This is a genomic window from Actinomadura rifamycini DSM 43936, from assembly GCF_000425065.1.
In the GTDB taxonomy this organism is placed as follows: Bacteria; Actinomycetota; Actinomycetes; order Streptosporangiales; family Streptosporangiaceae; genus Spirillospora; species Spirillospora rifamycini.
In genome coordinates this window covers 173,393-186,559 of record NZ_AULB01000014.1, presented here as the reverse complement: position 1 = coordinate 186,559, position 13,167 = coordinate 173,393, and the positions used below count along the sequence as shown (strand labels likewise).

The 13,167-nt window shown below is 74.3% G+C and carries 12 protein-coding genes; 5 read left to right on the top strand and 7 right to left on the bottom strand.

The window, feature by feature from the left end:
- Nucleotides 1–12: 12 nt before the first annotated feature.
- Complete coding sequence (gene thpR / locus H505_RS0115030) at nucleotides 13–636, top strand: RNA 2',3'-cyclic phosphodiesterase (protein WP_026402665.1); 624 nt, start codon at nucleotides 13–15, stop codon at nucleotides 634–636.
- Here the strand turns inward: thpR and H505_RS0115025 are convergent.
- The 6 genes from H505_RS0115025 to H505_RS0115005 all read right to left on the bottom strand — a co-directional run bounded on the left by H505_RS0115025 (nucleotide 573) and on the right by H505_RS0115005 (nucleotide 7,254).
- Complete coding sequence (locus H505_RS0115025; protein WP_026402664.1) at nucleotides 573–2,726, bottom strand: hypothetical protein; 2,154 nt, start codon at nucleotides 2,724–2,726, stop codon at nucleotides 573–575. The two genes, thpR and H505_RS0115025, sit on opposite strands and share 64 nt — an antisense overlap.
- A 231-nt stretch (nucleotides 2,727–2,957) precedes the next feature.
- Nucleotides 2,958–4,010, bottom strand: coding sequence for a lactonase family protein (locus tag H505_RS41935; RefSeq protein ID WP_051300699.1), 1,053 nt, complete (start codon nucleotides 4,008–4,010; stop codon nucleotides 2,958–2,960).
- A 98-nt stretch (nucleotides 4,011–4,108) separates the two neighbouring features.
- Nucleotides 4,109–4,255, bottom strand: coding sequence for a hypothetical protein (locus H505_RS49840; protein WP_157433002.1), 147 nt, complete (start codon nucleotides 4,253–4,255; stop codon nucleotides 4,109–4,111).
- 44 nt (nucleotides 4,256–4,299) lie between these two features.
- On the bottom strand, nucleotides 4,300–5,436 hold the full coding sequence (gene serC, locus H505_RS0115015; protein ID WP_125618917.1) for a phosphoserine transaminase: 1,137 nt from the start codon (nucleotides 5,434–5,436) through the stop codon (nucleotides 4,300–4,302).
- Nucleotides 5,437–5,446: 10 nt separating this feature from the next.
- Nucleotides 5,447–5,866, bottom strand: coding sequence for a hypothetical protein (locus H505_RS0115010; protein WP_157433001.1), 420 nt, complete (start codon nucleotides 5,864–5,866; stop codon nucleotides 5,447–5,449).
- A 278-nt stretch (nucleotides 5,867–6,144) separates the two neighbouring features.
- The gene (locus H505_RS0115005; RefSeq protein ID WP_026402661.1) at nucleotides 6,145–7,254 is read right to left on the bottom strand and encodes a citrate synthase 2; all 1,110 of its coding nucleotides are present in this window, start codon (nucleotides 7,252–7,254) and stop codon (nucleotides 6,145–6,147) included.
- Between the two features lie 94 nt (nucleotides 7,255–7,348).
- Here H505_RS0115005 and pdxH point away from each other — a divergent pair, with 94 nt between their 5' ends.
- Nucleotides 7,349–8,104, top strand: coding sequence for a pyridoxamine 5'-phosphate oxidase (gene pdxH / locus H505_RS41930; RefSeq protein WP_051300698.1), 756 nt, complete (start codon nucleotides 7,349–7,351; stop codon nucleotides 8,102–8,104).
- 57 nt (nucleotides 8,105–8,161) lie between these two features.
- Nucleotides 8,162–9,520, top strand: a complete 1,359-nt coding sequence (locus H505_RS0114995) for an MFS transporter (RefSeq protein ID WP_245592525.1) — start codon at nucleotides 8,162–8,164, stop codon at nucleotides 9,518–9,520.
- On the opposite strand, the gene H505_RS49835 is transcribed toward H505_RS0114995, so the two are convergent.
- Complete coding sequence (locus H505_RS49835) at nucleotides 9,517–9,660, bottom strand: hypothetical protein (RefSeq protein ID WP_157433000.1); 144 nt, start codon at nucleotides 9,658–9,660, stop codon at nucleotides 9,517–9,519. The two genes, H505_RS0114995 and H505_RS49835, sit on opposite strands and share 4 nt — an antisense overlap.
- A 98-nt stretch (nucleotides 9,661–9,758) precedes the next feature.
- Between H505_RS49835 and H505_RS0114985 the strand changes: the two genes are divergently transcribed.
- Complete coding sequence (locus H505_RS0114985; protein WP_026402659.1) at nucleotides 9,759–10,460, top strand: iron-dependent transcriptional repressor DtxR; 702 nt, start codon at nucleotides 9,759–9,761, stop codon at nucleotides 10,458–10,460.
- Between the two features lie 201 nt (nucleotides 10,461–10,661).
- Nucleotides 10,662–12,935, top strand: a complete 2,274-nt coding sequence (locus H505_RS0114980) for an ATP-binding SpoIIE family protein phosphatase (protein WP_026402658.1) — start codon at nucleotides 10,662–10,664, stop codon at nucleotides 12,933–12,935.
- Nucleotides 12,936–13,167 lie beyond the last annotated feature (232 nt).

Below are 13,167 nucleotides of genomic sequence, written 5' to 3'. Positions count from 1 at the left end.
CGGGACGTGCTCATGAGGCTCTTCGTGGCGCTCGTACCGCCTCCGGCCGTACTGGACGAGCTCGAGGAGGCCGTGCGGCCGCACCGCGACGACGTCCCGGAGCTGAGATGGACGCGGCGCGAGCTGATCCACGTCACGCTCACGTTCCTCGGCGAGTTCGACGACCGGAGACTCGAGCGGCTCCTGCCCCGCTTGGAACGTGCCGTCCAGCGGCACGAGCGGATGACGCTGTCCCTCGCGGGCGCCGGCGCGTTCCCCGGCAGCGGCGCGCACGCCCGCGTCCTGTGGACGGGCCTGTTCGGCGACCGGCGCGCCCTCGCGCGGCTCGCCGCGTCCACCACGGCGGCCGGGCGGCGCGCCGGGATGCCGCCCGACAAGCACCGCGGGTTCCGCCCCCACCTGACGCTGGCGCGGTCCCGGCGGCCGGTGGACGTCCGCCCGCTGCTGGAGTCGCTGTCGGCGTTCGCCGGGTCGCCGTGGACGGCCGACACCGTGCTGCTCATGCGCAGCCGCCTCCCCGGCAAGGAGCACCCCGAACCGGCCTACGAGCCGCTGGAGACGTGGCCGCTGCGTCAGAGCTCCGGCGGCGGCGGAGCGGGACGGTCCGCGTCCGGCGGGCCCCACGGGACGCCGTAGCGCTCGCAGGCGCGGCGCAGCTCGGTCAGGTCCGGCGGGAACGCGACCTGCCGCAGCACCCGCCCGGACGGGCCCCACGCGACCAGCCGCGGCATCCGCGCCGACGACTCGTCCACCCCGACGCCGCCGATCCGGTCGCGGGCCAGCTCCCACTCCACGCGCCCGCGCCGGGTGACGACCGCGAGACCCGCCGCCGACACCCGCAGCTGCGCCCGGTTCCGGTCGTAGAGCCAGTTGCCGACGAGCCCGACCAGCACCCCCGCGGGCACCGCCCAGCTCGCCACCAGGCTGAACCCGCCCAGCTCCGGGCCGAGCCACACCGCGCCCAGCAGCGCCACCGCCTCGCACAGCGCCACGCTCATCGCGTACGTGCCGACCCGGGACCGGCGCGTCGCGTCCAGCGTCGCCCCCGGCGCGGCGGCCGGGCCGGGCGGCGCGTCCAGACCGAGCGTGAACGCGGGAACGGCCGGGATGTCCTCGGTGTCGGCGTCCGCCCGGTCGTCCGCCCGGTCGTCGCCGCGCTCGGCCGGCCGCGCGTCCGGCCCGCCCTCCCGCGCGGCGCCCGGCGCGAGCGACGCGGGGGCCGGCTCGGCGTCCGGGCCCGGGTCCGCGAGCGTCGACACGGCCGAGTGGAACGCCGCGCTCAGGTAGGCGTCGTACTCGGCGTCGTTGACCGGCAGCCCCTCCCGGCGCGCCGACTCGCGCAGGTCCGTCCGGGAGATCCGCAGCGCCGACAGCGGCGCCGCCAGCAGCTCGTCGCCGTCCGCGTCGTGCAGCCGCACCCACGCGTGCCCCGCGATCGTCAGCAGCTCGATCACCCCGAGGTGCTCGCCCGGCACCTGCATCACGACGTCCCCGGCGGCGTCCGCCCAGCCCAGCCCGCCGTCCGCGACGACGAGCCGGCCGCCGGGCACCCACGGGAAGACGTCCGGCACCCGGTCCAGGCCGTAGTGCGGGCGGCGCGGCGGCCGCGCCCCCGGCGTGATCACCCGGTAGCCCCGGTCGTCCAGGGCGTGCGCGAGCTGGAACCCGTCCAGGCCGTCCGCGGGCAGCCGCGCCAGCAGCTCCAGCCGGTGCCCGAACGCGAGCGCGGCCAGCTCGGCGCGCTGCGGCTCCCCGGACAGCGGGTCCGGCCGCAGCCCCGGCCCCACGACGATCGCCGCGATCTCCGCCGCCGGGACCTCCAGCGGCGCGCGCCCGCCCGGACGGGCCCGCACGACCAGCCGCTCGGGCGACACCGTCCACCGGACCTGCACCGCCCGCGCCAGCCGCCGGCGCGCCGCCAGCACCCCGGCGACCGCGGCGACCGCCCAGCACGCCGCGGCGAGCCGCGCGCCGAACGCGTCCGTCCCCTCCACCGCGATCCGGGCGATCATCACCGTGCCCAGCACCCCGGTCAGCGCGCCCAGCGCCGCGATCCGGCGGCGGCTCGGCAGCGGCGCCGGGGTGTCCAGCCGGACCTCGCCGCCGTGCCGGGGCAGGTGCTCGCCCGGCTCGTGCGCGGCGGCCAGCAGCGCCGCCTCCTGGTCCAGCAGCCGCTTCTCCGCCGCGTGGTCGCGCGGCAGCGCCCCGACGCTCGCCGGGCCGTCGTCCAGCCCGGGGACGCGCAGCGCCTCCTCGACCGCCGGGTCGAGCAGGTCGCTCGCCTCCCCGTCCAGCAGGTGCAGCGGGATGCCGAGCCGCCGCGCGGTGACGAACAGCGCGATCGGCTCCAGGCCCAGCGAGACGGTCGGCCCCACCGCCGTCCGCCCGAACCGGTGGAAGACGGTCAGCACGCCGTCGCCGGTGGTGACGGCCAGCGCGTCGATGCGGTCGCGCTCGTAGCGGGTGAGGGTGAGGCCGCCGGGGCCGATGCGCTCCAGGCCGTCCGCCGACAGCCGCCAGTACGGGCGGGGCCGGCGGCGCCGCGCCTCCGGCAGCGCCCCCAGCAGCCACGGGACGGCGCCCACGACCACGATCAGGGCCGCCCACAGCCACACCGGGTGGATCGGCAGCAGCGCCAGCGCCGCCGCCGCGACGGTGAACGGCACGGCGGCCACCGGACGCCACCGGCCGCCGGGGCCCGCCAGACCCACCAGCTCATGCTCCACAGCGCTCACGCTCCACCGCACAGTCCACCGCGTTCCCGTCCACCGCGTTCACAGCCACCGGTCCGAGTCCACCGCTCTCCACGTCCACCGGGGCCGGCACGGCGCCCGCGTCGCGCCGGCCCGCTACCCCAGGGCGCATCCTCACACGCGCCGCCGCGGGACCGTGACCGCCTTCCGCGATCCGGTGCCCCACCGGAACGGACATGCCGCGCGCGGGACAGGCCGGGCCGGTCACGCGCGCCCCCTCCGGCTCCGCCACCACCCGTACCCCACCGCTCCCGCGATCGCGAGGGAGAGGAACAGGCCCGCCCGGGGCCCGGACGCGTCGCGCCGCCCCTCCTCGCCCGCCGCCTCCCGGCCGTCCGGCCCGGCACCGCCCGACCCGGCGTCCGGCGTGCGCTCCGGGGCCGGCAGCGCCTCCTCCGGCAGCGGCACCCGGTGCACCGGCTGGTTCTCGCCCTCCGACGACACCAGCACGCTCCGGCCGTCCGCCGTGTACGTGACCGCCTCGCCCTGCTCCTGCCGCGGGATCGGCACCGACCCGATCCGCTCTCCCGGACGCCCGTCCGCGCCGACCCCGTACACCGTCGCGCCGAAGTACGTGCGGATCACGCACGTCCGGCCGTCCGGGGAGAACGCCGCGCCGGTCGCGATCGCGGGCGCGTCCGCGACCTCCCGCAGCGTGTTGTAGCCGGACGTGCGCAGGTCCGCGGGGGCCTCGTACACCTTGCCGCCGAACAGCTTGCTGACGACGTACAGCCGGTTCGTCCGCGGGTTGATCATCATCGCCTCGGCGTTGCGCGGCCCGTCCTCGTACCGCATCCGGAACGCGGTCGCCCGCAGCGTCCGGCTGGTCAGGTTCCGCGGCTCCGGCACCCGGTAGACCGTCACGTGCGGCCACGCGCCGCCGAGGTTGTCCCCGATGTCCGCCACGAAGATCGCCGGGCGGCCCCGCTCGTCCTCGCCGACCGCCATGGCCTCCCAGTCGCGGGCCTCCGCGCCGCCGACCGTGAGGACGGCCCGCGTCCGCCCGTCCGGGCCGAGCGCGAAGATCTGCGGGACGCCGCCGGAGTCGTTGTGCGTGTAGACCACGCCGTCGTGCCGGGCGCTGACCGCCAGCCCGCTGGACTCGGTGATACGCGGATCGGTGATCTGGAACGCGACCTCGGCCTCGTCGGCGGCCGCCGCCGGCGCGAACACCGCCCCGCCGAGGAGGGCGCCCGCCGCCACGAGCGGCGCGCGGGACCGGGACGGGCGTGCGGTGCGGGACGGGCGCGATGGCATGTCTCGATCATCCCCGTTCCGCGCGGGACCCGCGCCGCGCGCCCCCGGCCCGCCGGGGGCCGCCGCGGGGCTCGACCCGCAGAATCGACTCGGGCCGCTCAATTCAGCAGCGCGCCGACGACCACGGCCAGGACGAGCGCGGTCAGCACGGTGGGGAGCAGCCATTGGGGCGCGCGGTTCACGCGTCCGAGCTTATTCGGCCGGACGCCCGCCTCGAACCGGCCGCCGATAGATCTGCGTCTCATCCGCCGGTGCCGCCCGGAGACCCGGACGGCACCGGCGGGGACGGCTAGAGCCGCTCGACGACGAAGTCGATGCAGGCGGTCAGCGCCTCGACGTCCGCCGGGTCGATCGCCGGGAACATGCCGATGCGCAGCTGGTTGCGGCCGAGCTTGCGGTACGGCTCGGTGTCGACGATCCCGTTCGCCCGCAGCACCTTCGCGACGGCCGCGGCGTCCACGTCGTCGCTGAAGTCGATCGTCCCGACGACCCGCGACCGCTGCGCCGGGTCGACCACGAACGGCGTCGTGTACGCGGTCTTCTCCGCCCACGTGTACAGCCGCTGGGACGAGTCGGCCGTGCGCGCCGTCGTCCACTCCAGGCCGCCGTTCCCGTTCATCCACTCGATCTGCTCGGCGAGCAGCAGCAGCGTGGCGACGGCCGGGGTGTTGTACGTCTGGTCCTTGGCGGAGTTGTCCACGACGGTCTTCAGGTTGAAGAACTCCGGGACGTACCGGTCGGACTGGGCGATCTCCTCGATCCGCGCCAGCGCCGCCGGGGACGCCAGGCCGACCCACAGGCCCCCGTCGGCCGCGAAGGACTTCTGCGGGGCGAAGTAGTAGACGTCCGTCTCGGCGACGTCCACGGGCAGGCCGCCCGCACCGGACGTCGCGTCCACCAGCACCAGCGCCTCGGAGGCCGTCGTGCCCGCCGGGCGGCGGATCGGCATCGCGACGCCGGTCGAGGTCTCGTTGTGGGTGAGCGCGTAGACGTCCACGCCCTCCTCGGCGGCCGGCTCGGGGTGCGAGCCCGGCTGCGCGGAGATGACCGTCGGCTCGCCCAGCCACGGCGCCCCCGAGGTGACCTTCGCGAACTTGCTGGAGAACTCGCCGAACGTCAGGTGCTGCGACCGCTGCCGGACGAGGCCGAACGCGGCGGCGTCCCAGAACGCGGTCGTGCCGCCGTTGCTGAGCAGCACCTCGTACCCCTCGGGGAGGGAGAACAGCTGCGACAGCCCCTCGCGGACCCGGCCCACCAGCGACTTCACCGGCTTCTGCCGGTGCGAGGTCCCCAGGTAGGTCGAGCCGGACTCGGCGAGCGCGGCGAGCTGCTCGGGGCGGACCTTGGACGGGCCGCACCCGAACCGGCCGTCGGCGGGCTTGATGTCGGCGGGAATGTCAATGGCAGGATTCGCGCTGTCGGTCACCCGCAGAAGGCTACTTCACCTGCGTTTGGCCGCGCCGGAGGACCCTGGCGATGACGATGAGGAAGGCGATGCCGCATACCGCGGCGAGGATGCCCGGGGGGAACAGCCACTCGTCGCCGCGCTCGCGGGCCTGCACGGCCGTGCGGGCCGAGTCGAAGGTCATGAACGCGAGCAGGGCGGCGACCAGCATGGCGGCGATCCGGCCGGACGCGGCGTCCACGCGGCGGCGCCGCTCCTCCCGCTCGGCCTCGTACCGGCGCAGCGCCGCGCGCCGGTCCCTGGGCGAGCCGAAGTCGTAGGACGCGCCGAGGCCCGTCCTCGCGGGATCCCTTGTCGCGGGGTCCCTCGTCGCGGTGTCCGGTCCTCCGGAGGCGGGCCCGATGTCCCCTTCGAGGGGCTCGTCCTGGTGCAGCGGTCGCTCATCGCTCACGAGCCTCATGATGCCAAGAGCGAGCAAATCCCGACAGTTGACCGCAGACGGAAAGTTTCGGGCCGTCGTCGCGAAGGATTCTCTCGTTCGCCGGGCACGGCGGCCCGGTCCGGCTACGATCTGGACGCGGCGGGACGGTGCGGTCCCGCGAAGGTCGGTGCGACAGGGCGGGGGAAGGCACCGTGCCCGCTGGAGGCGGACGTGCAGGGGCCGGGAACGGGCAAGGCCCCCGGCGGACCGGGGGCCTCAGCGCGTGCGCGGGGGTGCGATCGGCCGTATCAGCCGTTGCGCTTGAGGACCTCCGCCGCACCCGCCACCGACTCGAGCGAGCGGGTGCCGGGGCCGACGTACTTCGCGCTCGGCCGGACGAGGCGGCCGGTGCGCTTCTGCTCGAGGATGTGCGCGGCCCAGCCGGCGGTGCGGCCGCACGTGAACATGGCGGGCATCATCGCCGTCGGGACCTCGGCGAAGTCGAGGATGACCGCGGCCCAGAACTCGACGTTCGTCTCGATCGGACGGTCGGGGCGGCGCTCGCGCAGCTCGGCGAGGGCCGCGTCCTCAAGGGCCTTCGCGGCCTCGAAGCGCGGGGCGTCCAGCTCCTTGGCGGTGCGGCGCAGCACCCGGGCGCGGGGGTCCTCGGCGCGGTAGACGCGGTGGCCGAAGCCCATGAGCCGCTCGCCCGAGTCGAGGATGTCGGTGACGACCTTGCGGGCGTCGCCGAGCTGCTCGACCTTCTCGATCATCGGCAGGACGCGGGCCGGGGCGCCGCCGTGCAGCGGGCCGGACATCGCGCCGATCGCGCCGGAGATGCTCGCCGCGACGTCCGCGCCGGTGGAGGCGATGACGCGGGCGGTGAACGTCGAGGCGTTCATGCCGTGCTCGGCGGCGGAGACCCAGTAGGCGTCGATGGCGGCGACGTGCTTGGGGTCGGGCTCGCCGCGCCAGCGGACCATGAACCGCTCGGTGATCGTCTCGGCCTCGTCGATCCGCGCCTGCGGGACCATCGGGACGCCGACGCCGCGCGCGGACTGCGCCACGAACGACAGGGCCGTCACCGACACGCGGGCGAGGTCGGCGCGGGCCTCCTCGTCGGAGATGTCGAGCAGCGGGCGCATCCCGTACGCGGGGGCGAGGGTCGGGAGCGCGCCCTGCACGTCGACGCGGACGTCGCCGGAGGTGACCGGCAGGAGGTGGGGGTCGGCGGGCGCCAGGCCCGGGTCGAAGCTGTCGTCGACCAGCAGGCCCCAGGCGTCGCCGAAGGAGACGCGGCCGACGAGATCTTCGATGTCCACGCCCCGGTACCGGAGGGCGCCGCCCTCCTTGTCCGGTTCGGCGATCTCCGTCTCGAAGGCAACGACCCCCTCGAGACCAGGTTTGAAGTCGGACATGTACGTCCTGCCTTTCGTCCCCAGAGCTGATAAGGCGGTGCCGTGCCATTGAACCCTGTCCGCCTTACTGACCAGTACCCAGGGGGCATGTGAGATGCACAAACCCCTGGTGGGAGGCTCGGACGCTGTGGATCCCGCAACGCCCGACCCAGCACGGCTCCGCAGATCCTACGAGGGAGGCGATTTGTCCGAGTCGGCGCTCCCCGCGGATCCGCTCGCGCTGTTCGCCGCCTGGTTCGCCCAGGTGCACGACTCCGGGCTGGCCGAACCGAACGCGATGGTGCTCGCCACGGCGTCCGCCGACGGCGTCCCGAGCGCCCGCACCGTCCTGCTCAAGGGGTACGGGCCCCACGGCTTCCGCTTCTTCACGAACCTGACGTCCGACAAGGCCCGCGACCTCGCCGGGAACCCGCGCGGCGCGCTCGTCTTCCCCTGGCACGCCCTGCACCGGCAGGTCCGCGTCGCGGGCCCGGTCGTCCCGCTGGCGCGCGAGGAGTCGGCCGCCTACTTCCGGACGCGCCCCTACGGCTCGCGCATCGGCGCGTGGGCGAGCGAGCACCAGTCCGGCGTCATCGGCGGACGCGACGAGCTCGAGCGCCGGTTCGCCGAACTGGCCGCACGATGGCCGGAACCGGACGCGGCCTCCGCCGCCCCGGACGCCCTCGCCGGCGCCGTCCCGCTCCCCGACTTCTGGGGCGGGTACCGGCTCGTCCCGTCCTCGATCGAGTTCTGGCAGGGCCGCCGCGACCGCCTCCACGACCGCATCAAGTACCGCCGCGACGTTCCTCCACAGACTGTGGACGACCCGGTCGCCGCCGGGCCCTGGACGACGGTCCGGCTGTCCCCGTGACCGGTGGGGGAGATGCCCGGTTCCGCACCGGTGCGGAGGGCGCGGCATCCTGTCCCGGTGACATCGGAACAGCAGCCAACCCCCGCCGACGCTCCTGACACCCCCGGGGAGCCCGAGGAACCCGAGCAATCCGGTCCCGCCCCCGGCAAGGGGCGCCCGCCAGGACGGCGCCCCGGCGCGCTGCGGCGCATCGCGATCGACACCCGGCCGCTGGGCAACCCCGCCTACCGGCGGCTGTGGCTCGGGCAGGGCGTGTCGTTCATCGGCTTCCAGGTGACGTCCGTGGCCGTCCCGGTCCAGGTGTACGACATGACCCACTCGTCCTTCTGGGTGGGCGCGCTCGGGTTCGTCAACCTGGTGCCGCTGATCGTGTTCGGGCTGTGGGGCGGCGCCGTCGCCGACCACATGGACCGCCGCAAGCTGCTGTTCGTCTCGTCCTGCGTGATGTGGGGCGCGACGCTGCTGCTGTTCCTCCAGGCGCTGCTGGGCCTGGACAGCCTCTGGCTGATCATGACGATCGTCGCGGTGCAGGCCATGGGGTTCGCCGTGTCGTCCCCGACCCGCAGCGCGATCATCCCGCGGCTGATCGACGAACCGCTCATCCCGGCCGCGAACACCCTGAACTTCACCGTGATGATGGGGGCCGGGTTCGCCGGGCCGCTGCTCGCCGGCGTGCTGCTGGCGACCTGGGACTACGCGGCGGCGTACGCGCTGGACGCCGTGCTGTTCACGCTCGTCCTGTACGCGGCGCTGCGGCTGCCCGCGATCCCGCCGCTCGGCGAGGTCGCCGGCACCCCCGGGCTGCGCTCGGTGATCGACGGGCTGCGCTTCCTCGTCACCCAGCCGGTGCTGCTGATGTCGTTCGTGGTGGACATCATCGCGATGGGCGTCGCGATGCCGCGCGCGCTGTTCCCCGAGGTCGCCGAGGCCCGGTTCGGCGGGGAGGGCGCCGTCGGCTGGCTGTTCGCGGCGATCGCGCTCGGCGCCGTCGTCGGCGGCCTGTCCTCCGGATGGGTCGGACGGGTGCGGCGGCAGGGCCTCGCGCTCGTCGCGGCCATCGCGATCTGGGGCCTGGCGGTCGCCGCGGCGGGGCTCGCGCACTCGCTGTGGCTGGCGGTCGTGCTGCTCGCCTTCGGCGGCTTCGCCGACCTCATCTCGTCGGTGTTCCGGCAGACGATCCTGCAGACCTACGCCCCCGACCACATGCGCGGGCGGCTGCAGGGGGTGTTCACGGTGGTGGTCGCGGGCGGGCCCCGCCTCGGGGACGTCCGGGCCGGGGCGGTCGCGAGCGTCGCGGGGGCGGGCGCGTCCTGGGTCGGCGGCGGCATCGCGTGCGCCGTGCTCGTGGTCGCGGCCGGGCTCGCGGTCCCGGCGCTGCTGCGCTACGACGCCCGCACCGCCGAGCCCGTCCGCTAGCTGTACTCGGTCATGGCGTCGCAGTAGAGGTCGCACCCGCGGCAGCCGGCCGCCGCGTCGCGGAGGGTACGCAGGTCGGAGCGGTCCCGCGGGTCCTCCGGGAGGAACATTTCGGCGCCGCGGGGAGTTCTTGTGTTCATCTTGCGTTTCCCCGTACCCGCTCTCACCGGGTTATTCGCTCGCCCGCCGCCGAGGCCGCCGAGCAAGTAGACTCGTCACCATAAGACTGGAGGGAGCTGTGACCTCACACGGCCTGATCGATACCACGGAGATGTACCTCCGGACGGTGTTCGAACTCGAAGAAGAGGGGATCATCCCCCTTCGCGCGCGCATCGCGGAACGGCTCTCCCAGAGCGGCCCGACGGTGAGCCAGACGGTCGCGCGCATGGAGCGGGACGGGCTCCTCCGGGTCGAGGGGGACCGGCACCTCGAACTGACCGAGAGCGGCCGCGGCCTCGCCACCCGCGTGATGCGCAAGCACCGGCTCGCCGAGTGCCTGCTGGTCAACGTCATCGGCCTGCCCTGGGAGGACGTCCACATCGAGGCGTGCCGCTGGGAGCACGTCATGTCCGAGGACGTCGAACGCCGGCTCGTCGCGCTGCTCGACAACCCGACCACCTGCCCGCACGGCAACCCGATCCCCGGCCTGGACGAACTGGGCGGCGGCCGCGTCGCCGAGCAGACGCCGCCGCTGTCGGTGATGACCGCCGTCGCCAGCCCGGCCGGCTCCGGCGCCGTCATCCAGCGCATCAGCGAGCAGGTGCAGGGCGACAGCGACCTGATGCTTAGACTCAAGCAGTTCGGGATACAACCGGGACGAGAGGTGACTCTTCGGGCGACCGATGACGGGGTGCGGGTGACCTGTGACGACGAGGCCGACGGTCCTGAGACGGAACTGCCGCGCGACATCGCCGAGCACGTCTTCGTCAGCCGCGTCTGAGCGCCCCCGCGTGCCCGCCCCGCAGGTCTATACCGAAGATCTCCTTACCATCGCGCCTTTCGGGCGTATCCCGGCGGTCGGTTCGTCGTTCAATACGACGGGAGAGGTACGCGCGGCATCCGCACCGCGACGCCCGGTGATCATCGCCGGGCGGCGGGGCGGCACGGACGGGCGAGGAACGCAACTGATCGGGATGGGGAGATGAAGCGTTGGGGGGAAGCGCCTTTCGAGGCGCACCTGCCGCCCGAGACCGTCCTCAACCAGATGGAGATGGCGGTCATCGTCTGCGACCGGTTCTCCAACGTCATCTACGGGAACTCCTTCGCGCGGCAGCTCTTCGGTTTCGGCGGCGACGAGATCATCGGGCACTCGGTGCTGTCCCTCGGCATCGCCGAGGAGGACCACGAGCAGGCCACCGAACTGGCCAAGCACGTCCTCAAGGGCGGCGTGTGGGAGGGCACCTTCTGCAACCTGCGCGCTGACGGCACCACCGTCTACACCCGCGCCCACGCCGTCCCGCTGCGCCACCCGTCCGGCGCGGTGGACGGTGTCGTCATCTTCGCCCGCGAGGCGCTGCGCTCCAACCAGCGCGAGCAGGACCGCTACGGCCTCCTCGAACGCATCGGCGAGCGGCTCGCCGGGTCCCTCGAACTCGAGACGACGCTGCGCCGCGTCGCCGACACGCTCGTCCCGCAGTTCGCCGACCACTGCTTCATCGACCTGTACAGCGGCGACCGCCTCTACCGGCGGGTGTCCCGGCACGCCGGCGGCTGGGAGCCGCCGCCCGGCACGTGGGCCGAGGTCGGCGAGCCCGTCTCGTACCCGCCGGGGCACTTCAGCGCCAAGGCGATGAGCCGCCGCGACGCCGTCCTCGTCGAGGACATGATCCAGCACCGGTTCAGCGCGCCGTCCGAGTCGTCCAAGCGGCTCGGCGACGCGATGGGCATCACGTCCGTGATCTCCGCGCCGCTGCTCGTCCGCGGCGAGCTGCTGGGCGTGATGAGCCTCGCCCTGTCGAACCTGTCGAAGCGCCCCGACCCGCACTACGACGGCTTCGACCGCGACCTGCTCGGCGCCATCGCCGGCCGCGTCGCCGTCGCCGTCGACAACGCGATGCTGTTCGAGGAGGAGCGCGAGACCGCCCTCGCGTTCCAGAAGCACCTCCTCCCCGGCGACCGGCCCCCGCACCTCGACGGGCTGCAGATCGCGTGGCGGTACGAGCCCGCCCGGCCCCTGGAGTCCCACGGGCACGGCATCCAGACGCAGGTGGGCGGCGACTGGTACGACGTCATCCCGCTGTCCGCCGGACGCGTCGGCCTCGTCATCGGCGACGTCGAGGGCCGCGGCGCCCGCGCCGCCGCCGTCATGGGGCAGCTCCGCGCCGCGCTGCGCGCCTTCGCCCAGGACGACAAGCCGCCCGCCGACATCCTGCGCAAGCTCGACGAGTGGGTCCGCACCATGACCCGCCCCGAGCGGATGCGGTCCGGCTGGAACAGCGACGACCTCGTCCGCCCGCCGCTCGTCTCCTGCACCTACTTCGTGTACGACGCGTGGTCGCGCGTCCTCGAGTTCGCCAACGCCGGGCACGACCCGCCCCTGCTCATCGTGGACGGGCAGGTCGGCGAGCTGGACTTCGAGAGCGAGGGCGGCATGCTCGGCCTGCGCGCCCCCGGCATGGGCGGCGAGATCCTCTTCAACGAGGAGACCACCGAGCTCAAGCCCGGCTCCACGCTCGTCCTGTACACCGACGGGCTCATCGACCGGCGCCCCAAGGACGACGGCGAGTACTTCACCCGCGAGGAGTCCCGGGCCCGCGTCCGCGCCGCCGTCGCCGAGGTCGCCCGCGGCGGCGTCGAAGCCATCGCGAACGCCGCCTACGACGCCGTCCCCGGCGACATCGACGACGACGTCGCCATCGTCGTCATCCGCACCGCGCCCGACGAGCTCGGCGTCGTCGAGCGCACCTTCCCCGCCGAGCCGATCATGGTGTCGGAGGCCCGCCGGATGGCCGCGGACGCCTTCGCGGCCTGGGGCATGCACGACGAGCAGGCCGAACTCGCGTGCCTGCTCGTGTCCGAGGTCGTCACGAACGTCGTCCTGCACGCCACGACGACGCCGACGCCGCGCCGCGAGCCCGCCATCCCGGTCCCCATCGGCGGCGAGCCGCTCGGCGCGCCCGTCCAGTTCGACATGGACATGGTCGACTCCTTCGACGAGGACGACTGGAACCTCGGCGCCGACCTGGGCCGCCGCGAACCCCCGGCGAAGGAGTTCCGGCTCCGCCTGCGCCGCGGCGCCGAGGCCGTCTGGGTCGAGGTGTTCGACACCGACATGCGGCTGCCCCGCATCCGCAGCGCCGGCGAGACCGACGAGGGCGGCCGCGGCCTCTACCTCGTCGACCAGCTCGCCACCCGCTGGGGCGCCCGCCCCACCAGCGACGGCAAAGCGGTCTGGTTCGAGCTCCGTCTCGATTGATCGCGGCGCCCTCGGCGTCAGGCCCCGGGGGGCCTTCCTTCAACGGGCGCGGCGTGCGATTGCTGCATCGCTCCGACTCGCCCAAGGGGCTCACGTGCTTATTGCAAGACCCTCGGCGTCAGGCCCCAGGGGGCCTTCCTTCCACGGGCCTTGCCGCGATTGCTGCATCGCTCCGACTCGCCCAGGGGGCTCGCTGCGCGATCAGGTTCTCGCTTCGCTCGAACCTGCCTTC

Bases quoted from the DNA above. Each gene is read 5' to 3' on its own strand.
- thpR (WP_026402665.1), top strand. From the start codon at position 13: ATGAGGCTCTTCGTGGCGCTCGTACCGCCTCCGGCCGTACTGGACGAG.
- H505_RS49840 (WP_157433002.1), bottom strand. From the start codon at position 4,255: ATGAGACGCAGATCTATCGGCGGCCGGTTCGAGGCGGGCGTCCGGCCG.
- H505_RS0114980 (WP_026402658.1), top strand. From the start codon at position 10,662: ATGAAGCGTTGGGGGGAAGCGCCTTTCGAGGCGCACCTGCCGCCCGAG.
- H505_RS49835 (WP_157433000.1), bottom strand. From the start codon at position 9,660: ATGAACACAAGAACTCCCCGCGGCGCCGAAATGTTCCTCCCGGAGGAC.
- pdxH (WP_051300698.1), top strand. From the start codon at position 7,349: ATGCACAAACCCCTGGTGGGAGGCTCGGACGCTGTGGATCCCGCAACG.
- H505_RS0115005 (WP_026402661.1), bottom strand. From the start codon at position 7,254: ATGTCCGACTTCAAACCTGGTCTCGAGGGGGTCGTTGCCTTCGAGACG.
- H505_RS41935 (WP_051300699.1), bottom strand. From the start codon at position 4,010: ATGCCATCGCGCCCGTCCCGCACCGCACGCCCGTCCCGGTCCCGCGCG.